Raw genomic sequence first — 22,186 nt, 5'->3', positions numbered from 1 at the left:
ATGTTAACTAACTAAATTGGACAATATTATATGGACGACCTAAACTTAACATTATTTATTTAAGAGTATTATAAATGTATGCTATGAAACAGAATAAGATAATTAGAACATTTATAACGCACCTTTGGACACATATTAAACAATGGTATGACAAAAAAACCATCGTAGGTGGGCTTATATTGCCATCTTTTGTAATTAATGTTTTAGCCCTTGCATTCCCACTAGTTTTACTTCAAGTGTATGATCGAATTATCCCAAATGAATCAACAACTACACTATTTTTGCTTGTGTTAATTGTTATTATTGCCATTTTAGCTGAATCTTTTTTAAAAATTGCTAGAGGCCTAATTATCTCGTGGACGGATGCTCGCTTTGATTATGAAACAAACTTTAAACTGTTTAAAAAAATACTTGATTGTGATTTAACTAAATTTGAAACCTGTGGTGTTGGCGTACACTTAGAAAGAATTAGAGCAGTCAATGATATAAAAAACTTTTATGGCAACCAAGTTTTAACCAGTGTATTAGATGTTCCATTTGTTTTTATTTTTCTATGGCTTATTTATTATATTGCAGGTGCGTTGATTTTTGTTCCATTATGTACACTAATTGTTTTATTAGCATTAGTATTCAAAAATGCTAATTCACTTCAAGAAGGGATTCAAGAAAAGCAAAGTAGTAATAATCGCAGAATGAACTTTTTAGTCGAAATTTTCAAAAATATTCATACTGTGAAGTCCCTTGCACTTGAATCATTTATGCTTAGACGTTATGAACGACTACAAGATAAAACATCAGAAGTTAATTATGAATTAAGCTTAGTTAATGCTGATTTACAAAATAACACATCAACAATATCACAACTTACGGTTATTCTCGTTGTTGCTTTTGGCGCTATCTCTGTGATTAATGGAAACTTAACCGTTGGTGGCCTTGCTGCTTGTACCCTACTGGCATCAAGAGTGCTTCAACCAGTTGGAAGATCAATTGGTATATGGCACCGCTTAGGTACCATTAAACAAGCTGAACAGTCCATTCAAGAGCTTGATTCATTACAGCCAATGATAACAATTGATACGCCTATTACCGATAAAATAATTAAAGGGCATTTACAACTAAATAATATAAATATTGAAATTGAAAATAATTTGCTATTTAATAATTTATCAATCAATATCAAACCAAATGAAATCATTGCAATTACTGGTGCAAACTTATCAGGAAAAAGTACACTATTATCTATTTTAGCTGGCTTGGTTAAACCAACTTCAGGAGAAATTTTACTAGATGGAGAACCCATAGAACACTACGACCCTGAATTTTTGGCTAAACACATCGCTTATTTACCACAAACTTCTGTTATTTTTTCTGGTACTGTATTAGAAAATATCACAATGTTTCGCCCTGAGTATGATCAACGAGCTTTATCAATTGCAGAAAAACTAGGGTTAGATATTATTATTAATCGACTACCACAAGGCTTTGATACGCCACTAGGCAATACCGTAACTGAATTACTTCCATCAGGTATTAACCAATTAATTACAATTGCTAGAAGCCTTTTAAAAGGACCTAAAATTATTTTATTTGATGAAGCCAATACAACCTTAGATCTAGCATCTGATAACAAATGCCAACAACTATTAGAAACTTATAAAGATCAAGCAACCATTATCATGATCACTCATAGACCATCATACCTTAGGCTTTCTAATAGACTGATTGAGATTAAGAATCATCAACTACATGAGGTGATTTCATCATGAGTTATCATCCAGCTGGTATACTTGATCAATCAACAGAAGATGTTTTATTTTCTTCCGTCTTTAAAACTGATAGTCTATTTTTACGCACATTACGGCCATTACTAGAATCGTTAAAATGGCATGGTACAGACCATCAATTAGCTCAAGCCTTACCACATCTTTATCCTGCACTAAATCTTTCAGGCCTTCTACGTGTAATGCGACTGCTTGGTTTTCAAGCTAGAACATTTAAAGCTACAATTCAATATCTTGATCCACGGTTTGCTCCCTGTCTATATATCAGTGACGACCATCAAAAAGTGTACCTACTAAAAGAAAAAATGGAATCAGGATGGCTAGTCTATAACCCGATTGAAAATCAAGAAATGATTATTGATATTAATGAAACTGGTCGAATTTATATTTTTGAAGAAATAAAAGAAGAACATGATATCTCATCAAAGTCAGTTGATGCTAATTGGTTATCATCATTGCTAAAATTATTTAAAGGCCTTTTCATACAAGTATTTGTCATTGGATTAATACTGAATATGCTTGTTCTTACAACTCCTTTTTTCGTTATGTCTGTATATGACCTTGTAATCTCTACTGCATCTTATTATATGCTTATTGCTTTTGCTATTGGTGCAGTGATTGCCTTTATTGGTATATTTACCCTACAAATTATCCGAGCAAAATTACTCGCTTATATTGGTGCAAAACTTGATCTGTATGTTGGCAATGCCATTATTAAACGTATCTTATCTTTGCCTGCAAGATATACCGAATCAGGCAATGTTGGTGGGCAGTTATCTCGTATTAAAGACTTTGATATGGTGAGAGAGTTTTTTACTGGCCAACTAATGGTTCTATTTCTTGATTTACCATTTGTTATTATCTTTATTATTACCATTGCTGCATTAGCTGGTTATATGGTAATTGTGCCAATTATCACATTATTTGTTTTTGGGCTATTTATTTTAATTATGCGCCCTATCGTACGTAGATCACTTGTTCAAACTGCAAATGCCACATCTCAGTACCATCAATTTCTTCTTGAAGCATTAACAAACCTTAGAACCGTAAAATATAGTGCAGCTCAAAAACTCTGGCTGGATCGCTTTAAAACGTTATGTGCTGACAGAGCACAAGTCCAATATAAAATGACAAATATTGATAATTTTATTATCACTATATCAGATGCAATTATGATTCTATCTGCTTTAGGTGTACTTACATTTGGCGCTATCTTAATTCTTACACAATCAATTACAATTGGTGGAATGATCGCTAGTATGATTTTAGTATGGCGTATTATTATTCCACTAAAATCACTTTTTGTAACATTTGCAAAACTTGACCAGATTAAACTAAGCTTCCACCAAATTAATAATCTAATGAGAATACCACCTGAGAAATCACAATCAGTTTATTTTTCCAAATTAAATTATCTTAAAGGTCGTATCACGCTTCATAATATAAGCCTTAGATATCCGGGACAACCTGATCATGCGTTAGTTAATATATCTGCTGAAATTCCACCTGGCAAAATGTTAGGTATTACTGGCAAAAGTGGTTCAGGAAAATCAACTTTATTAAAAGCTATCTTAAAACTCTACCCACTGCAAAATGGTAGGATTTTACTTGATGGACGTAATATTGAGCAAATTGACCCAGATGAATTACGTCAAACAATCAGCTATATCCCTCAAAAGACAATGCTATTTTATGGTACGATTGAACAAAATTTACGTTTAGTTAATCCAGTCGTTAGTGATGAAAAAATCTGGAATACATTAGAAGACGTTGGCCTTAAAACAGAAATAGAAAATCTACCAAAAGGTATAGAAACACCAATTAAAGATCACTCCCAAGTGCTTTCAGGTAGCTTTCAACAACGCCTTAATATTGCCAGAGCATTATTAAAAAATTCAAAAATACTACTAATCAATGATGCATCTGATGCATTAGATATGACAAATGATGAACTTTTTATTGATTTACTTAGAAAACTAAAAAACAAAGTAACCGTCATTTTAATTTCACAAAGGCCATCTCACCTATTAGTAACTGACCAAGTTATGATTCTTGATCAAGGTAAAATGGTCGCTGGAGGTAAATCTGAAGACATGATCAAACTAATTATTCAAGGCTTAAAAAAATGACAAAGAAAAGTTTAAAACAATTAGTTGAAAAACAAGTCACTGAGCAAAGACAAATCTGGTATTTACCCAAACATATTATCCTTGAAGAGTTTCAATCAAGAAAATATCTTGTATTAACAACTTTTTGTATTTGCAGTTTAATTCTTGCATTATTGATCTGGGCTTCTCTTGCTAAAGTAGATGAAAAATCAGTAACACAAGGTGAATTAATCCCTATAGGCCGTGTTAAGATTGTTCAGCATTTAGAAGGCGGTATTATAGAAAATATTTTAGCTGAAAATGACACTTCTGTTGAAAAAGGCCAACCCATTGTCCAACTAAGCTTAACTGCTTATGAAGCTGAATTAAAACAATTGAAGTCAAAACAAACTTCTCTAAGTATTGATGCAAGGCGCCTACAAGCATATATTAACAAAGAAGAATCACTTGAAGGGAAATCTCACATACATAATATTGATGAAATTGCACTACTAAATCAAGAAAATCAATTACTTTCAATACAAAATGAAGCACGTAAAGATCAGTTATCTATTCTTCAAGCCCAAGTAAATGTCCAACAAGAAGAAATAGTAAAACTATCAGAGCAAATTAAATCAACTGATGAAAATTTAGAACTATTAAATCAAGAAGTAGCCATGTATGAAGAACTTGCAGCTGATGGTTATGTCTCTAAACGTGAATACCTACAAGCACTAAGAACTAGAAATACTGGTAATAGTGAATTGGCCTCATTAAAACAACAACTAAAACAAGCCAAACAAAAACTTGTTGAAATCATGCAATCAAAAGAAAGTGCTGAAACTAATCTTCATCAAGAAGCTTCAAGTCAATTAGATGATATAAGAAGTGAGCTTAATGAAGTTGTTTACAAAATCGAACGCCTACAAGATAAAGTAGAACGTACAACAGTTAGAGCCCCCATATCCGGTGTTGTTAAAGGACTTGAGGTTACAATTGGCCAAGTAATTCCTCAAGGTGGTGAAGTCTTTACTATTGTACCTGAAGATCAAATGCTACAAGCTGAGATTAAAATTCAACCTAAAGATATTGGTCATGTTCATATTAATGATCACGTTATTGTTAAAATCATGGCATATGATTATGCGCGTTATGGTAGTATTACTGGAACATTAGCCGCTATTTCTGCCACAAGTTTTAAAGATCAAAAAGGCAATGCATATTATAAAGGTATTGTTGCTTTAGATACTCAAAGTGTCAATCATATAAGTAATAAGCTCAAACCAGGTATGACACTTGAAGCTGATGTAATTACAGATCAAAAAACCGTATTAGAATATTTATTAAAACCAATTCATACAACATTAGAGTCATCATTTTATGAAAGATAAGTTTAATAATAATCCATTTAAAAACTAAACTTAAACTAATAAAACAAGTAGAATAAATATAAAGCTATTTATAATCTTTTTAGGAATGATATATGCAAGATACAGAAGATAATATTAATATAAAACACTGTATTATTTTTGGTTTTCCTGCATTTTTGGTAACTTTTGATTTAATTGCAGTTGGCATGTTATTACAAAATTTTGCTGACTATTTTGATCAACCTGTTGATATTATACAATTAGTATTTTCGATCTATTCATTTACTATGGCGGTTTTTTTTATTCCTGTTGGAATGCTATGTGACCGAATTAATCCAAAATATATTCTTTTTGCTGGCATCCTTTTATTTGGTATAACTTCCTTAGGCATTGCTATCACATCAAGCTTACTAATTATGGTCATTCTTAGGGCTTTTATGGGATTAAGTGTCTGTTTCAAATTTGTTAGCAGTTTATCTTTAGTACACAACTTATATCATGGGCGTGCTAAAGTTAAAATGCTAGCCTATTGGGCAGCAATTGCAGCTTTTGGTGCTGTCGTTTCACCTATTATTACCGCATTTATTGTTAAATATATCAATTGGCAATTTATTTTTATAATTAACATTCCAGTATCATTGATTATTGCTTATTTAGTGTTTATATATTTAAATAAAATCGAACAAACCAACCATACGAAGCTATACCTAATAACCATAGTCAGATTTAGTTTATTTATTCTATGGATAGGATTATTAATCTTATTACTAATTTTAATGGCACGGTTTTGGCATAGCCAATTCTACCATATACTAATTAGCATTTTTGCATTATTAACCGCTATAGAAGTCATAGATACAATAAAAAATAGAATACGTATTCAACAATACATTCCTTTTTCATTATTTACAGGCTGCTTTTTAAGTGGTTATAACTACACCATTATGTCTACTTGGCTTATTTCTGCATCAATATGGCTTAATATTGTCACTAAACATAATCTACCTCTCATTGGACTAAGCTTAATGAGTTTCACTACTATGTGTGTTATTGCTCCAATTATTGTCGCAACTTGGTTAAAACATAAAAATGCCGAAAGCATTGCTTTTGTCGGTGTTTGTCTTAATTTAATTGGTTATCTCTTATTTGGCCTATTTTCAACATTGGATGTGCCTTTTTATACTTATTGCATTAGCTTTAGTTTTTTAGGATTTGGCTGCGGCCTTATTGGTCCATTTGCTAATGTACTAGCGCTTAGAAATATCCCTATAAAACAGGCAGGAAAAGCTTCTGGAATTTTAGCTTCATATCGATGGCTGTGGGCAGCGCTTGGTTCAGCAATTGCATCAATTTTATGGGTACATAGTAACCATACACTGTATTGGATAATTATAATTATTATTGTTTATTCTATTATTACATCAATTATATTACTTACAAACTCAATACTTCAAAAAAAGTCTAACATCTAACAACTAGTTAATAGTTTCAAGGCATAATTAGACCTTGATTATATTGAGGCAAGAGAACAAATTTCATCTGATATACATCATTAATCATTTTTTCGGTGATCACATCTTCTGTATTTCCTACACTATAAAGTTCTCCATGATTAATAACTGCTACTTTATTTGCATATTTCAATACCAAGTTCATATCATGTAACACCATAATCACAGTTAAGTTTTTCGCTTTTGTAAGGTTTTCTATTAAAGATAAAATTGAATGTTGGTATGCTATATCTAAATGACTAACATGCTCATCTAATAATAATAGTTTTGGTTCGTTATCATCTATTAAGTTTAATTGTAATAAAACACGAGCTAATTGTACTCGCTGCTTTTCACCTCCAGATAATGAAAAATAATCTTGATCCTTTAAATGTAATACATCTGTCAATTTCATAATATCATTCACTTTTTTACCAATCACTTGACTTGATAATAAATGACGATAAGGATAAAGACCTAAACGAATAACTTCATGTGACTGAAAGTTAAGTGACATCGTTGTACTTTGTGCTAAATAAGCAATGAGCTTAGCTCGTTTTAAAAAAGATAACTTTGATAAATCCAGATTGTTAAATTCTATTTTACCATCAACTTCATATAATGATAATATTGCTTTTAACAAGGATGATTTACCAGCGCCATTAGGCCCTATAATCGCTAAAGTCTCACCTTGATTTATCTCTAAAGAAATATTATTTAGGATTTTTTTTGAATCTACGGAAACTGAAAGCTTTGAAATATTTAGCATCTTGTGTCTTTTTCTTAACTGGAGGAATTAATTTAGTTACGGCCCAATTGACAATTTCTTCTAACGCTAGATTTATTTTTTCTTCTAATTTATTAACTTCTTCGTGTGATAATACAATTTCTTGATCATTCTCTGCAACTAGTTGGTGGACACCTTTTAGCACAATTAAAGGTTTATGTTTTAGTTCACATATCTCTGCAATTGCAGCCGTTGACATATCAATTAAACTTACTCGATTTACTTCAAGAATATCCATCACATCTTGAGATACATGGCAATTATTTCCTGAGGCAATCACACCTAATTTATATTTAAAGTTGACGCTTGCTGGTACCACACAGGGATAATTACCTAATGCATATTCCATCATCACATAGTTTATCTCTGTTTCATCACAATCAAACTGTCGATCATAATATTGTGCGTTATTACATAAGTATAAATCACCTGTTTTTGCATCATGTGGTAAACCTGTTGCAAAGCCACAACTAATAACATAATCAGGATCAATGGTTCGAATACCTTCCCAAGCTAAAAGTGAAGCATTTAAAGTTCCACAACGTGTAAAGCCATAGCGTTTTATCTCTCCAGATACTAAAAGATATAGTTTTACTTTAGCCTGTATTGCAACATACCATTTTGCAGGCAATCCAGGATCGATATCATCTTCAAGTGGAACCATTGTAAATAAATCAATTAATGGTTGTGCTTCTTCATCTGAAGTAGCAATAAATAATAATTTTTTAAAATATTCCATAAGTGACATCAACCAAAAAAGTTAATCTTAATATTGACTATTCTAGTTTGATTCAATCTATTAAACAAAGCTTTTTACTACTTTCTTATATCTTCAAAAAAAGATTTTACATTGTCAAACCAACTTTTTGATTTAGGTGAATGTTTATGCTTACCATCTTTTAAAGACTCAGATAATTGATGCAATAAATCTTTTTGTTCATGATTTAAATTGACTGGAATTTCAACATTAATCCTACAAAATAAATCACCCATTGAACCACCGCGCAATGGTTTGACTCCCTTGCCTCGTAATCGAAATAATTTACCATTTTGTGATTCAGCAGGAACTTTTAAAGTAACTCGCCCATCAATGGTTGGTACTTCAATAGAGCCACCAATCGCAGCCATGACCATATCAACAGGAACATCACAGTAAAGATCATTGCCTTCACGCGTAAAGATTGCATGTTCTTTAACACGTACTTGAACATATAAATCACCTGCAGGAGCACCTTTTTCACCAGCTTCACCTTCACCTGTCAACCTAATACGATCACCCGTATCGACACCACTTGGGATTTTAACTGACAATGTTTTTGTATCCTGGACTCTGCCTTGACCATAACAACTATTACAAGGATCTTTAATTACCTGACCACGCCCATGGCAATTAGGACAAGTTTGCTGAACTGAAAAAATACCTTGCGACATTCTAACTGCACCTGCACCACCACAGGTATTACAAGTTGTCATACCGCCATTATTTTTTGAGCCACTACCATGACAACGTTTACACTCAATAACCGTTGGTATACGTATTTTTTTATTGGCTCCATGAACTGCTTCTTCTAAAGTGATATCTAACGTATAACGCAAATCATTTCCTGATTGTGGTTGACGCGCGCCACCCCTTGAGCGAGAACGGCTACCACCAAAGATATCACCAAAAATATCACCAAAGATATCATCAAAATTACCACTAGAAAAGCCACCAAATCCACCGCCACCCATTTGACTTGGATCAACACCTGCATGACCAAACTGATCATAAGCAGAACGTTTTTGTGGATCACTTAGAATTTCATAAGCCTCTTTAGCTTCTTTAAACTTATTTTCAGCCTCTTCTAAATTTTCTTTGTTACGATCTGGATGATATTTCATTGCAAGACGACGAAATGATTTTTTAATCTCAGCCTCACTTGCCCCTTTTGAAACACCTAATATTTCGTAATAATCTCTTGTTGCCATTTTTAAATCCTAAGCTCAATCTACATTTAAATTATTATGCTAATATAAAAAATGCGGGCTAATCCCGCATTTTCAAGTATTAATACTAACTTAAAGAGACGATAATTTTATTTATCATCCTTAACTTCTTCAAATTCAGCATCAACAACATCATCATTTTTAGACTGCTCATCAGATTTGGTATTTTCTGAAGCAGCGGGTTCATCAGTAGCTTGACCACTTTGTGCTTGCTGTTGTGCTTCAGCTGCTTGTTGTTGCATTAATGTCATCAATGTTGCTGAAGCATCGGTTAAAGCTTTAGATTTTGCTTCAATTGCATCTTTATCATCACCTTTAATTGCTTCTTCTAATTCTTTAGCTGCAGCTTCAATTTTAGTTTTATCTTCTTGTGGTACTTTATCACCTAACTCTTCTATTGATTTCTTTGTGCTATGAACCAATGCATCTGCCTGGTTACGGGCCTGAGTTAGCTCATGGAACTTACGATCACTTTCTGCATTTGCTTCAGCATCTTTAACCATTTTATCCACTTCTTCATCAGATAAACCGCTAGAGGCACGAATAACAATAGATTGCTCTTTACCTGAAGCTTTATCTTTTGCAGATACATTTAAAATACCATTAGCATCAATATCAAATGTTACTTCAATCTGTGGCATACCACGTGGTGCAGGCGGAATACCTGTTAAATCAAAACGCCCTAGTGACTTACTTGCTGATGCCATTTCACGTTCACCTTGAAGAACATGAATAGTCACTGCACTTTGATTATCTTCTGCTGTTGAAAACACTTGTGTTTTACGTGTTGGAATCGTTGTATTACGTTCAATCAACTTAGTCATCACACCACCTAATGTTTCAATACCAAGTGATAATGGATTCACATCAAGCAATAAGACATCTTTTACATCACCAGCTAAGACACCACCTTGGATGGCAGCACCTAATGCAACCGCTTCATCAGGGTTAACATCACGGCGAGGCTCTTTACCAAATAGATCTTTTACTGTATCTTGAACCTTAGGCATACGAGTTTGACCACCAACTAAAATCACATCAGAAATATCTGATACTGAAAGTCCTGCATCACTTAATGCTTTTTTGCATGGCTCTAATGTACGCTTAATCAAGCTTTCAACTAATGACTCAAATTTTGCACGTGTTACTTTAATATTTAAATGCTTAGGCCCTGAAGCATCTGCTGTAATATATGGTAAGTTTACATCTGTCTGTTGTGTCGATGATAACTCAATTTTTGCTTTTTCAGCTGCTTCACGTAAACGTTGAATTGCCAGTGGGTCATTGTGTAAATCAATGCCTTGCTCTTTTTGGAACTCATCAATTAAGTAATTCATTAACGCAACGTCAAAGTCTTCACCACCTAAGAAAGTATCACCATTAGTTGCTAATACTTCAATTTGACTATCTCCATCAACATTAGCAATTTCAATAATAGAAATATCAAATGTACCACCACCTAGGTCATAAACAGCAATTGTTTGATCACCTTTTTTCTTATCCATACCATAAGCTAATGCAGCTGCAGTTGGCTCATTAATAATACGCTTAACATCAAGACCTGCAATCTTACCTGCATCTTTAGTTGCTTGACGCTGTGCATCGTTAAAGTAAGCTGGCACTGTAATAACTGCTTCTTTAACTTCTTCACCTAAAAAGTCTTCAGCTGTTTTTTTCATTTTACGTAATATTTCAGCAGAAACTTGCGGTGGCGCTAACTTTTTACTCATTACTTCAACCCAAGCATCACCATTATCTGCTGCAATTACTTGATAAGGTACTTTTTTAACAATATCGTCTTGAACCACTTTTTCATCAAAGCGACGTCCAATTAAACGTTTAACTGCATAAACTGTATTTGCTGCATTGGTTACAGCTTGGCGTTTTGCAGGCTGGCCAACTAAAATTTCGCCACTTTCAGTATAAGCAACAATTGAAGGTGTTGTACGATGCCCTTCTGCATTTTCTAAAACACGAGGTGTTTTACCATCCATCACAGCAACACAGGAATTAGTAGTCCCCAAATCGATTCCAATAATTTTACCCATTGAATATCTCCTAAATTTTCTTATTTAATTGTTATTTCATATTCTCATTAATTTTTCGAACTTTATAAACATGGTGTCAAGCTTGTTTTTTTTCAAGTCTTAATGATTCATTTTTTATATTTTTGTTCTATTTTTTAAGCTGATCGTTTAGATACAACCACACGAGCCGGTCGAATGACACGATCATTTAATCGATATCCTTTTTGTAATACGGCAATAACTGTATTAGCTTCAACTCGATCATTTACTTGCATTGACATCGCCTCATGTAATGACGGGTCAAATAAATCACCTTCTGGGTTGATTTGTTCAACACCATATTTAGCTAAAGTATCAATTAACATTTTCATTGTTAACTCAACGCCTTGGCGCATTGCTTGAACTTGTTCATCATCACCTTTAACATCACAAGCATGCTCCATACTATCAACAACGGGAATTAAATCTCTTAAACACTTCTCTAATGCAAATTTATGTGCATGTTCAACATCACGTTGTGTTCTTCTACGAAGATTTTCCATTTCAGCATGTAATCTTAATGCTTTATCTTCAGCTTCATGTACTTTCTTTTTTGAATTTTCTAGCTGCGCATAAAGCTCATCAACTTTTTGTGCCAACTTAGTCGTTTCACTTTTTGGTTTTTCATCAACTACTTCATCAACTGTTTCATTGGTTTCATCATCTGTTAGATCAGTGACATCAAAATCATGCACTTTTTTATGACTATCTGAATGGTTTGACATACCTATTATTCTCTCTTTTTATTAATTTATATTTTATTAAGACTAAAGATTAGGGCTAATAAGATATTTTTCAAGCCTAAAATTTGTCTTTATTTTTATCATTATTTGAATTAATAATAAATAATTGAGCAATGGACAACTTAGACGATGTAATAATACATTAAGGATAACGTTATGAATCTAATTAATTATGGTTTTCAAAAATTCAAATTTACTTTAATTATATGTCTTTCGATTTTCATTATTTCTAATAACAGTTTTGCTGCACCTAAAAAAGAATTACTTAACCATTGGGTATCATTTGACCCTTTATCAAAAGCTGATATACAGTACCCTATTTGGCAACACTTTCTTAATCAATATTTAATAGAAAAACCTCATCAAACACTAATTAATTATAAAAAAATAACACCAAATGATAAAAAATTATTATCTGATGCAATCAAGCGCCTCGAGAGTATTAAAATATATCAGTATAACCGTAATGAGCAACTTGCTTACTGGATTAATTTATACAATATGGAAACGATTTATTTAATTCTTGAACATTACCCAGTTAAATCAATTAAAGATATATCGAGTGGTTTTTTCTCATTTGGCCCATGGGATATGGAATTATTAACCGTTGATGGCAAAAAATTATCTTTAAATAATATCGAGCATGGTATTATTCGAGCCATTTACAATGACCCAAGAATTCATGCAGCAGTTAACTGTGCATCAATTAGTTGCCCTAATTTAGATGCAAAAACATATCAAGGCAATACAATTGATCAACAATTAAATCAAGCGTTTAAAGCTTTTGTTAATTCACCTAAAGGTGTTTCCATTAAAAATAATAAACTTTATCTATCTGAAATATTTAATTGGTATGGCATTGACTTTGGAGATTCTAAAAAAAATATTTTAAGATTTATTAAACTTTATGCCAACCCTGAACTTAAAAATAAATTACAAGCATTTAATGACTTTGAATTTATGTCATACAACTGGAATTTAAACGAAGTTAAATAAATATCATCTATACTAGTTATTAAGTTCACATAATAGAAGAATAATTACCATGGATGATAAAACACCAAAGTCACTATGGATACTTTCCTTAATTTATATGACTTTCACCTTTGCATTTGGTGTATTTTTATCTTACTTATTGGTCATGTTAGAATTAGTTTACGGCCTAACTAAAGACCAATCTTTCAATTTATTTGCAGCTTTTAACTCACTTGCTTTTAGCTTGCCCGTTTTAGGTGGGTTTTTCTGTGATAAATTTGGCTTTAGAAATGGTGCAATGGTTGGCCTTTTATTTAGTGCAATGGGTATGTTAACCTTACTGATGCCTGGATTTACTTTTTTAATATTAGGTTTATCTATTTTTCTTGTAGGTAATGCATTTTGTACGCCAGCTCTTTGGTCACTTGTTGGTATGTTATATCATAAACAACATAAAAAACGTGAATCAGGTAGCACTATTTTCTATCTACTATTTAATATTGGCTTTCTATTATCAGCTATATCAGCAGGGTTCATGCTAAAATACTATGGAAAACCAGGTCTAATTCTTTATATCATTCCTTTATTTTTTGGTTTTTTACTGATGCTTTTGTTACGAAAAAAAATTCGCACACATAATGAACTTATCTCTGGCAAAATTTTAGTACGTGGAAAAAGTAATCTTCATAGCACTATGATGATCATTATTATCTCAATTATTTTAGTTCCAATATGCTATTTTTTATTAAACTTTGTCACGATTAATAGCATCATCATGTGGGGAATTGTTGCACTTGCTTTTCTGTATATTATCTATCTTAGTATTTTTATTAAAGATAAACAAAAATCTAAGCATTTAGTTGCTTATGTCTGTTTATGTTTTATTGGCTTTGCTTATCTAATTATTTTTAACTCTGAATTTGGCCTTTTACCCATTTTTGCTGAAAGTAGTATTAATCTTATGATTGGTTCAATTCAACTTCCCGCAGGTGAAATTACTTCTCTTGATGCATTTTATTGTATCTTTTTAGGTTTAATTTATAGTACGCTTTGGATTAGGTTAGAGAAAAAAGGTAAAAATCCCTCATTTCCAACTAAATTTTCTTTAGGATTAATATTTGCATCAATTGGCTATCTTATTTTATCTCTACTAATCTTTACTCATTTAAACTCAACTTTCACTGTTTTTTGGTTGTTATTAGTATTTTTATTTTTTGTTTCAGGTGAATTAATGATTCTTCCTATTGGTATTGCAATGGCAGGAAAGCTTGCACCAGAAGGAAAGGAAGGGTTATTAATGGGCGTTTGGAATATGGTTACGGGCGTATCTGCGGTTTTCGTTGGGTTTATTGCTTCATTTACAGTTTCACCCAAAGGATCCAGTTTATCTGTGATCAATACTCAATATTTAAAGGTATTTTTTACACTTGGGCTTTGTATTTTTATCGTTGGTATAATTGCTTTTATTCTAAGAGGGTTAATTAAGCGATTGTTATAAATAGTTAAATACTAGGAACAAAGTTAATATTAACCTTGCTCTAATCCAGCTTGATAAGTTTTGCCTGTTAGTAGTTCGTATTTTTTCATTAACTCTTCTTTTGACTCACGTAAATTTGGATCTATTATGATACAACCAACTGGACAAACTTCAGTACATTGAGAAGCTTTGAAATGACCTACACATTCGGTACATTTTTGAGGCTCTATTTCATAAATTTCTTCACCCTGAAAAATTGCCTCATTTGGGCACTCAGGCTCACAGACATCGCAATTGATGCATTCTTCTGTAATTAAAAGTGCCATAACAACATATATTCCTAGTCTATACTTAATTTAAATTTATCTTTTAGTGCTTCTATAACCACATCAGGTACTAATGAAGTAATACGATGAGGGTCGATTTTAGCGACTTCTCTAACCATTGTCGAGGAAATTGAAGTATATTTTTCTGCAGGCGTTAAGAAAATTGTTTCTACCTGATGATTTAACTTGCGATTAATCGCAGCCATTTGGAACTCATATTCAAAATCAGAAACGGCTCTTAAACCTCTTAATACAGCATCTGCATCAACTTGAGCAAAAAAATCAACCAAAAGCCCACTAAATGGCTTTACAATGACATTTTGATACTGACTAACTGCTGATTTTGCCATTTTAACACGCTCATCAGCTGAAAATAGTGGTGCTTTTCCAGTTCCCGTTGAAATTGCGACGATGACTTGATCAAATAGATTTAATGCACGTTCAATTAAATCCAAATGACCTAATGTTAAAGGATCAAATGTTCCGGGATAAACAACACAACGCATCTAAAATAATCCTAACTCTAGTTTCGCTTCTTCTGACATCATATCTGAGTTCCATGGTGGGTCAAATACCAATACAACATCAGCGCCATTAATATTTGGAATTTGTTTTAGGCGTGTTTCAACATCTTCAACTAAAACTGGTCCCATACCACAACCTGGCGCTGTCAAAGTCATTTGCACGCCAACATGATAATTACCATCCTCACACAAGGTATAATGTAAATCATAGATCAACCCTAAATCAACAATATTAACTGGTATTTCAGGGTCATAAACTGTTTTTAACTGTGCCCATACTAAATCTTCATCAACTGGGTCGCCTGCTTTAATATTACTATCATCTACTGGCATCTTAATTATTTCTTTACCAATTGCATCAGCATCTTTACCTTCAAGGCGGACTAAATTACCATTAACATTCAGCGTATAGCTACCACCTAAAGCTTGTGTAACAAGGACTTCTTGACCTGGCATAAGTGTAATTGATTGCCCATAAGGGATTAAAGTGACTTCGACATCTCGTCTGACAATTGCCACATCTTTAAAATTCATTTAAATTACCTTTTAGAGTCACTTACTCATTTTCTTCAATATAAGGATTACTATCAGTTGGTGCTACAGTAAAGCTTTCACCACAACCACAACGTGCAGATTCATTTGGGTTATGATAAATCAATTGTGATAACCCCATCTCTTGCTTAACAAAATCAACGACTAAGCCTGTTAGATATAAAATTGCATCATTATCTATATAAACATTAATTTCATCAAACTCTAATACAGTATGATTTTCAGGAACTTGATCAATAACTTCAGTAACATAACCTAAGCCTGAACAACCCATTTTCTTGACGCCTAAACGAACACCAACACCACCTTTATTTTTAATATAATCTCTAAAATGTTCTTGGGCATTTACCGTTAAGGTGACCAATTGTTTTTTTGGATCAAATACTTCACTAGTCATTTTTATCACCTCTTAATATGCTTATCTTAGCATTTTCGTTATTTTCATTAAACTATCAGCTAAATATTCTGCCTCTTTAACAGTATTATACACACCAAATGACGCTCTTACTGTTGATGGTACTTGAAAATACGCTAATAATGGCTGAGCACAGTGATGACCTGTACGTACAGCAACACCATAAGTATCTAATAACATGCCAATATCATTTGCATGTGCACCTTCTATAACAAATGTCAAAACTGACGCTTTATCTTTAGCCGTTCCAATAACTCTTAAGCCATCAATCTCATTTAATCGCTCTGTTGCTTTATTAAGTAAATCTGCTTCATACGCTTTGATATTATCTAAACCAATAGCCTGAATAAAGGTAATTGCTTCTTTAAATGCAATAACGCCCGCAATATTCGGTGTGCCAGCCTCAAAGTTATGTGGAAATTCAGCATAAGTCGTCTTTTCAAATGAAACATTTTCAATCATATTACCACCCCCTTGATAAGGTGGCATTTTCTCAATAAATGCTTCAGATACATAAAGTACACCAACACCAGTTGGACCGTAGAGTTTATGCGCTGAAAATGTATAAAAATCGCAACCAAGCGCTTTGACATCAACTGTTTCATGAATCACACCTTGAGCACCATCAATACACACTGCAGCATTATAATCTTTAGCTAAATCAATAATTTCTTTTACTGGATTAACGGTGCCTAAAACATTAGAAATATGCGTTAATGAAACAAGCTTTGTTTTATCTGATAGTAATGATAGATAAGCTTCCATATCTAGTGAACCATCATCCAAAACAGGAATAACTTTAATTACAAGACCTTTTTCTTGTGCAATCATCTGCCAAGGCACAATATTAGCATGATGCTCCATAACCGTTAAAATAATCTCATCACCAGCTTGGAAATAAAATTGCTTTAAGGACTGGGCAACAAGGTTAATACTTTCAGTCGTTCCTTTAGTAAAAACAATTTGATGAGGACTAGCAGAAATAAATTCAGCTACAGCTTTTCTTGATGCTTCAAATTCATCAGTGGCTTTATCACTAATCTGATAAGCACCACGATGCACATTTGCATAACCTTTTGTATAGATTTCATTAACCTTATTAATAACACAGTTTGGCTTTTGCGCAGAAGCTGCTGAATCTAAAAAGCATAGTGGCCTACCATGCATTGTCTCATTTAATATTGGAAACTCATTCCTAATTGATTGAATATCTATCATTTTTTACAACTTTCTATTTAATTAAATTTGCATTTTTTTTAAATGCTTTTGAAAATCGATCTTGAATTATACGCTAGTTAATGAATAAATATAAGTATTAGTGAGCTATTTTAACAAGTAACTTTAACTAAAAAATCTCTTTACTATATTTTATATATCCAAATTTTTGTCAAATTTTTAATAATTTTCAATGAAAATAGATAATTTTTAACTCTACTACTACAATTAATTATACAATTAATATAATGTCAAGATTTATTATAACAGTGAAAAATTACAATGATAAAACCTACCATATTAATAACAGCTTTAACTATTTTAGCTAGTTCTTATTGTTTTGCTGGTTCTGAGCATTGGGCGCTGGAGTAAATCAACTAACCCCTGCAAACAAACCTATAACTAAAGAAACTTCTAATGAAGCAGGAATCAGAATGCAAACAATATCAAAAAAATGTAATTTTATTGATCTGGTTAACAATTAATTTACTAACGAAAACTCACTACCTGATCAATAGAGCTTGCATGGCTTAACCCCATAATTAACCTATCAAGCCCAAGTGCAACACCGGCACAAGCAGGTAAGCCTGATGAAAGTGCCTCTAATAAATATTCATCAACTGGCACTTGAACTTTACCTTCCTTTTTCCTGATTTCCAAATCAGTATCAAAACGTTTTTTTTGCTCTATTCCATCTATTAGCTCATAATAACCATTGGCTAACTCTAACCCTTGATAAAAACATTCAAACCTTGCTGAAACTAAGCCCTCATCAGTCTCAATAATTCGTGCCAGTGCGCTTTGTTCTTTTGTGTAATGATAAATAAAATAAAATATATCTTTTTCTAAATTTGGTTCAATACAATAAGAAAACAATAATTCCAATGCATGATAACGCGTCACTGATTCTAAACCTTGTATTTGACCTATATTTTGATCCACTAAACTTTGAAGTACTTCAAGTTTCTCAGTATGTGGATTAATAGCTAAAACTTTTTCAAATATATTTTTATATGTAATCATTTGAAACTCAACTGAAGGTGATAAAACCTTTAATAAAGCCTTTATTTCATCCATTAATTGGTAATGATTGAAATCAACTCGATACCATTCAAGCATGCTAAACTCAGGATTGTGTTTAGGGCTTATTTCTTCATTACGAAATGCCTTTGAAATTTGATAAATGCTACCACTGCCAGCGGCTAATAAACGTTTCATTGCATACTCTGGAGAACTCTGCAAATAAGCTCTTCCATAGATTGTATCAAAGTTAAATGTCTCAATATATGGATCAGTGACAGGGCTTGGCATTATCAGAGGTGTTTCAACTTCTAATACACCTCGCTTTTGAAAAAATGCTCGAATCTTTCTTATTACTGAAGCTCTAAATTGAAGCATTTCAATACTAGCAGATGGCTTCCATGTATCAGACATAGTCACAGTACTCAACGATTAAGCCTAAAGAACGCCGATTATTAAATTCTTCTTCATTTAAACGAAAAACCACTTCTAAATGATCATTTTTCTCAAATTTAAACGACTGAGGATAGCGAGATGCAAAAAACCAAATTGCTTTATACTCTTTACCAGATTCACTACGAACTAATAGTTGTAAATGCTCCAAAGTTTGGCCAACAAATCGATGAGAAACCAATTGAGCATTTAGTGTAAAGATAGGTACATCAAACTCTCGTCCAAATGGTTCAATCTGACTGATAAGTTCAATCGTCTCTAACGTTAATGAATTATCGCTTATAACACCATCTGTGTATATTTCTGGACCTAATAAATGATTATCTACTTGTGCTTTAACCAAAGATTCAAACAATGCGCCAAAAACTTCTAAATCATCTTTTTTAATGCTTAATCCCGCAGCCATTTTATGACCACCATATTTAATTAATAAATCAGGATTAATCTGATGAATCTGATCAAGTAACTCTTTTAAATGAATCATTTCAATACTTCTAGCTGAAGCTGTAATAACTTCCGGTTCATTAAGTTTAGGTGAAAAGAAAATAACAGGGCGACCAAATGTATCTTTAATTCGACTCGCTGCAATCCCATGTACGCCTGCATGGCCATCTTCAAGATATAAACAAATCGATGTTTTAGCTTTTTCAACCTGTTCCTTAGCAAGTGCTAAAGCTTGATCTAACATTTTCTTTTGAATTGCTTTGCGTTTTTGATTCTGTTTGCTTAACTCATCAACCCAGCATATGGCTTCATTTTTTGATTCTGATAATAAAAAACTTACAGAGGAGTAAGCATCTGACAAACGCCCATCGCTATTTAATAAAGGCCCTACTGTGAAACCCAAATATTCAGCATTAATCTTACGTGGAAATAGTTGACGCATTGCTTGCCAACATGGCCTATCTGACGCTTCAATTTGTTTTAAACCAGCTTTAACCACAGCACGGTTATTAACACTTTTTGCCATTGAAACACAATCAGCCACAGTACCAACAGCAACGAAATCAAGTACACTTTTTAAATCTACAGGCTTAGAAAGATAACCATTTTCAATTAAACGCTTTCTAACGGCTGCCATCAATAACCAAGCCACCATACAACCTGCAATATAAGGATCAGGAAACTGACAGTCATTGCGTGTGGGATTTAAAACAGCAACTGCACTTTGAGGAATTCCATCTAATGCAATCGCATGATGATCTGTGACAATCGTATCAATACCATGACTTTTAAGTAAGTTAATTCTTGGTTCATCCGTACTACCATTATCGGCAGTAATGATTAAATCAGGTTTTAAACTATCATCTAAAATACGTTTAGCTAATGCTTCTGATAAACCATAACCTTCTTCCATGCGATGACCAATATAAGAACGAATTTTCTCTTTTGGATGATTAAACCATTTTGTTAGTGCCTCAATAATCACAGCATGTGATGTTTGACCATCACAATCATGGTCAGTTTCAATACCGATAACCTCCTTATTGACTAATGCTTCGATTAAACGTTGTGAAGCTTTATCCATATCAGCAAGTAAAAATGGATTATCTAAAAATGAAAGTTTTGGTTTGGCTACCTGTTCTACCTTCTCAAAGTCACTTGGTAGGCGTGATGCTATAATTTTTGATAGTAAATCTGGCATACCTGAACTACAAAGTGTTTGATATATCCGATCATTCACTATTCTCTTTTTAATTGATGGTTTTAACATATAATTCAACTAGTTTGATATTAATTAAATATAGTATAAAATGATTTTTAGGCACTGGCTAATGCTTTTGTTTGCCTATTTTTTCGTTTAGTCCGCTGAATATGCTCAAAACAAACATTAACAGTCGCCTTAGCTAGTGAAGCTAAAGGAATCGCAAAAAACAATCCCCAAAAACCCCAAATACCACCAAAAAATAGTACTGCGGCAATCACTGCTATTGGATGTAAATTTACCGCTTCTGAAAATAATAATGGAACGAGTAAATTACCATCTAACGCCTGAATAATAAAATAAACTAATAATACATAAAATAAAGTTGCACTGATTCCAAATTGCATGACAGCTACAATCACCACAGGTATTGTAATAATCACCATACCTACATATGGAATAATAACCGACAAGCCAACACCAACAGCTAATAATAAAGCATAATTCATTCCAAAAATGATAAAGCCAATATAAGTTGCAATGCCAACAATTACTAACTCAAGGCATTTTCCTTTAACATAATTTGATAACTGTGGCTTTAATTCATTCCATACTTGAATAACCGCCCCTTTTTGCTGCGGTAATAACCCTGAAACCCAACGAATTAGTTGACGTTTATCTTTTAAATAGAAAAAGACTGATAATGGCACTAAAAATGCATAAACCAATAAATAAACAACACTCGGTAGAGAAGATATAGAAACAGATACCAAAGTTTTACCAAAACTTGCCAATCTAGTCATTTGTACATTTGCACCTGCATTTAAAATAGAATCGATTTGCTCTGTTGTAATATATTGTGGGTAACGTTGTGATAAGGCATATAGCTGTGTTTTAAATGAGGCATAAATATCAGGTAATGACCTTGCTAACTCAACTGCCTGATGAATAATCATTGGCACTAAAAATAATATCACTGCACAAACAACTGCCAAAAAAAGTAAAAAAACAATAACAACTGATACTGTCCTAGATATTTTTAAATAATGATGAAGAAATTTAACGGGTGTATCTAAAATAAATGCAATCACAATACCTGCTAACAATGGCGCTAATATTTCTCCAAATAAGCTTAAAAACAAAAAAATTAGAACTAAAACTAAAATAAAAACGGCTGTTTCCATTGAATCAAATCGAGATTTATACCATCGCGAAATAAAATCAAGCATACTCTCTAATCCCAAAATTATTTTAATCATCTTTTATCTTCGCTC

At 32.7% G+C, this 22,186-nt stretch carries 19 protein-coding genes; 6 read left to right on the top strand and 13 right to left on the bottom strand.

The annotated features are described in order from the left end of the window. Positions 1 to 74: 74 nt before the first annotated feature. The 4 genes from KFE69_04080 to KFE69_04065 all read left to right on the top strand — a co-directional run bounded on the left by KFE69_04080 (position 75) and on the right by KFE69_04065 (position 6,710). Positions 75 to 1,766, top strand: a complete 1,692-nt coding sequence (locus KFE69_04080) for an ATP-binding cassette domain-containing protein (GenBank protein UTW43323.1) — start codon at positions 75 to 77, stop codon at positions 1,764 to 1,766. Next, positions 1,763 to 3,910, top strand: coding sequence for a peptidase domain-containing ABC transporter (locus KFE69_04075; protein ID UTW43322.1), 2,148 nt, complete (start codon positions 1,763 to 1,765; stop codon positions 3,908 to 3,910). Before KFE69_04080 ends, KFE69_04075 begins: the two co-directional genes overlap by 4 nt. Continuing rightward, entirely contained in the window at positions 3,907 to 5,259 is a 1,353-nt protein-coding gene (locus tag KFE69_04070) for an HlyD family type I secretion periplasmic adaptor subunit (protein UTW43321.1), read from the top strand. The genes KFE69_04075 and KFE69_04070 overlap by 4 nt, the downstream gene beginning before the upstream one ends. Positions 5,260 to 5,351: 92 nt before the next feature. After that, positions 5,352 to 6,710: an MFS transporter gene (locus tag KFE69_04065; protein UTW43320.1), complete on the top strand. Its 1,359-nt coding sequence runs from the start codon at positions 5,352 to 5,354 to the stop codon at positions 6,708 to 6,710. 16 nt (positions 6,711 to 6,726) lie between these two features. Here KFE69_04065 and KFE69_04060 read toward each other — a convergent pair whose 3' ends face one another. The 5 genes from KFE69_04060 to grpE form a co-directional block, all read right to left on the bottom strand. Beyond that, a complete protein-coding gene (locus tag KFE69_04060; protein UTW43319.1) occupies positions 6,727 to 7,497 on the bottom strand; it encodes an ATP-binding cassette domain-containing protein in 771 nt (256 codons plus the stop codon). After that, positions 7,442 to 8,254 (bottom strand): hypothetical protein, encoded by an 813-nt coding sequence (locus KFE69_04055; GenBank protein ID UTW43318.1) that lies wholly within the window; start codon positions 8,252 to 8,254, stop codon positions 7,442 to 7,444. Before KFE69_04055 ends, KFE69_04060 begins: the two co-directional genes overlap by 56 nt. A gap of 77 nt (positions 8,255 to 8,331) precedes the next feature. After that, entirely contained in the window at positions 8,332 to 9,483 is a 1,152-nt protein-coding gene (gene dnaJ, locus KFE69_04050) for a molecular chaperone DnaJ (protein ID UTW43317.1), read from the bottom strand. Positions 9,484 to 9,590: 107 nt separating this feature from the next. Continuing rightward, positions 9,591 to 11,549: a molecular chaperone DnaK gene (gene dnaK / locus KFE69_04045; GenBank protein UTW43316.1), complete on the bottom strand. Its 1,959-nt coding sequence runs from the start codon at positions 11,547 to 11,549 to the stop codon at positions 9,591 to 9,593. Between the two features lie 134 nt (positions 11,550 to 11,683). Next, complete coding sequence (gene grpE, locus KFE69_04040; protein UTW43315.1) at positions 11,684 to 12,292, bottom strand: nucleotide exchange factor GrpE; 609 nt, start codon at positions 12,290 to 12,292, stop codon at positions 11,684 to 11,686. A 174-nt stretch (positions 12,293 to 12,466) separates the two neighbouring features. On the opposite strand from grpE, the gene KFE69_04035 reads away from it, so the two are divergent. Continuing rightward, a complete protein-coding gene (locus tag KFE69_04035; protein UTW43314.1) occupies positions 12,467 to 13,306 on the top strand; it encodes a DUF547 domain-containing protein in 840 nt (279 codons plus the stop codon). A gap of 49 nt (positions 13,307 to 13,355) precedes the next feature. Beyond that, the gene (locus KFE69_04030; protein ID UTW43313.1) at positions 13,356 to 14,783 is read left to right on the top strand and encodes an oligopeptide:H+ symporter; all 1,428 of its coding nucleotides are present in this window, start codon (positions 13,356 to 13,358) and stop codon (positions 14,781 to 14,783) included. 29 nt (positions 14,784 to 14,812) lie between these two features. Here KFE69_04030 and KFE69_04025 read toward each other — a convergent pair whose 3' ends face one another. The 8 genes from KFE69_04025 to KFE69_03990 all read right to left on the bottom strand — a co-directional run bounded on the left by KFE69_04025 (position 14,813) and on the right by KFE69_03990 (position 22,141). Further along, positions 14,813 to 15,088, bottom strand: coding sequence for a YfhL family 4Fe-4S dicluster ferredoxin (locus KFE69_04025; GenBank protein UTW43312.1), 276 nt, complete (start codon positions 15,086 to 15,088; stop codon positions 14,813 to 14,815). A 14-nt stretch (positions 15,089 to 15,102) separates the two neighbouring features. Continuing rightward, a complete protein-coding gene (gene coaD, locus KFE69_04020) occupies positions 15,103 to 15,594 on the bottom strand; it encodes a pantetheine-phosphate adenylyltransferase (protein ID UTW43311.1) in 492 nt (163 codons plus the stop codon). Continuing rightward, on the bottom strand, positions 15,595 to 16,146 hold the full coding sequence (gene sufT / locus KFE69_04015; GenBank protein UTW43310.1) for a putative Fe-S cluster assembly protein SufT: 552 nt from the start codon (positions 16,144 to 16,146) through the stop codon (positions 15,595 to 15,597). 22 nt (positions 16,147 to 16,168) lie between these two features. Further along, positions 16,169 to 16,561, bottom strand: a complete 393-nt coding sequence (locus tag KFE69_04010) for an iron-sulfur cluster assembly accessory protein (GenBank protein ID UTW43309.1) — start codon at positions 16,559 to 16,561, stop codon at positions 16,169 to 16,171. A gap of 21 nt (positions 16,562 to 16,582) precedes the next feature. Then, on the bottom strand, positions 16,583 to 17,797 hold the full coding sequence (locus tag KFE69_04005; GenBank protein UTW43308.1) for a cysteine desulfurase: 1,215 nt from the start codon (positions 17,795 to 17,797) through the stop codon (positions 16,583 to 16,585). A 486-nt stretch (positions 17,798 to 18,283) separates the two neighbouring features. Then, positions 18,284 to 19,228, bottom strand: coding sequence for an EF-P lysine aminoacylase GenX (gene genX, locus KFE69_04000; GenBank protein UTW43307.1), 945 nt, complete (start codon positions 19,226 to 19,228; stop codon positions 18,284 to 18,286). Continuing rightward, positions 19,221 to 20,990 carry a single-stranded-DNA-specific exonuclease RecJ gene (gene recJ, locus KFE69_03995; protein ID UTW43306.1) on the bottom strand — a complete coding sequence of 590 codons (1,770 nt, stop codon included), beginning with the start codon at positions 20,988 to 20,990 and terminating at the stop codon, positions 19,221 to 19,223. The genes genX and recJ overlap by 8 nt, the downstream gene beginning before the upstream one ends. Before the next feature lie 38 nt (positions 20,991 to 21,028). Further along, positions 21,029 to 22,141, bottom strand: a complete 1,113-nt coding sequence (locus tag KFE69_03990; protein UTW43305.1) for an AI-2E family transporter — start codon at positions 22,139 to 22,141, stop codon at positions 21,029 to 21,031. Positions 22,142 to 22,186 lie beyond the last annotated feature (45 nt).

Source organism: bacterium SCSIO 12844 (genome assembly GCA_024397935.1).
In the GTDB taxonomy this organism is placed as follows: Bacteria; Pseudomonadota; Gammaproteobacteria; order Francisellales; family Francisellaceae; genus M0027.
This window is presented reverse-complemented; position numbering and strand designations above follow the sequence as displayed.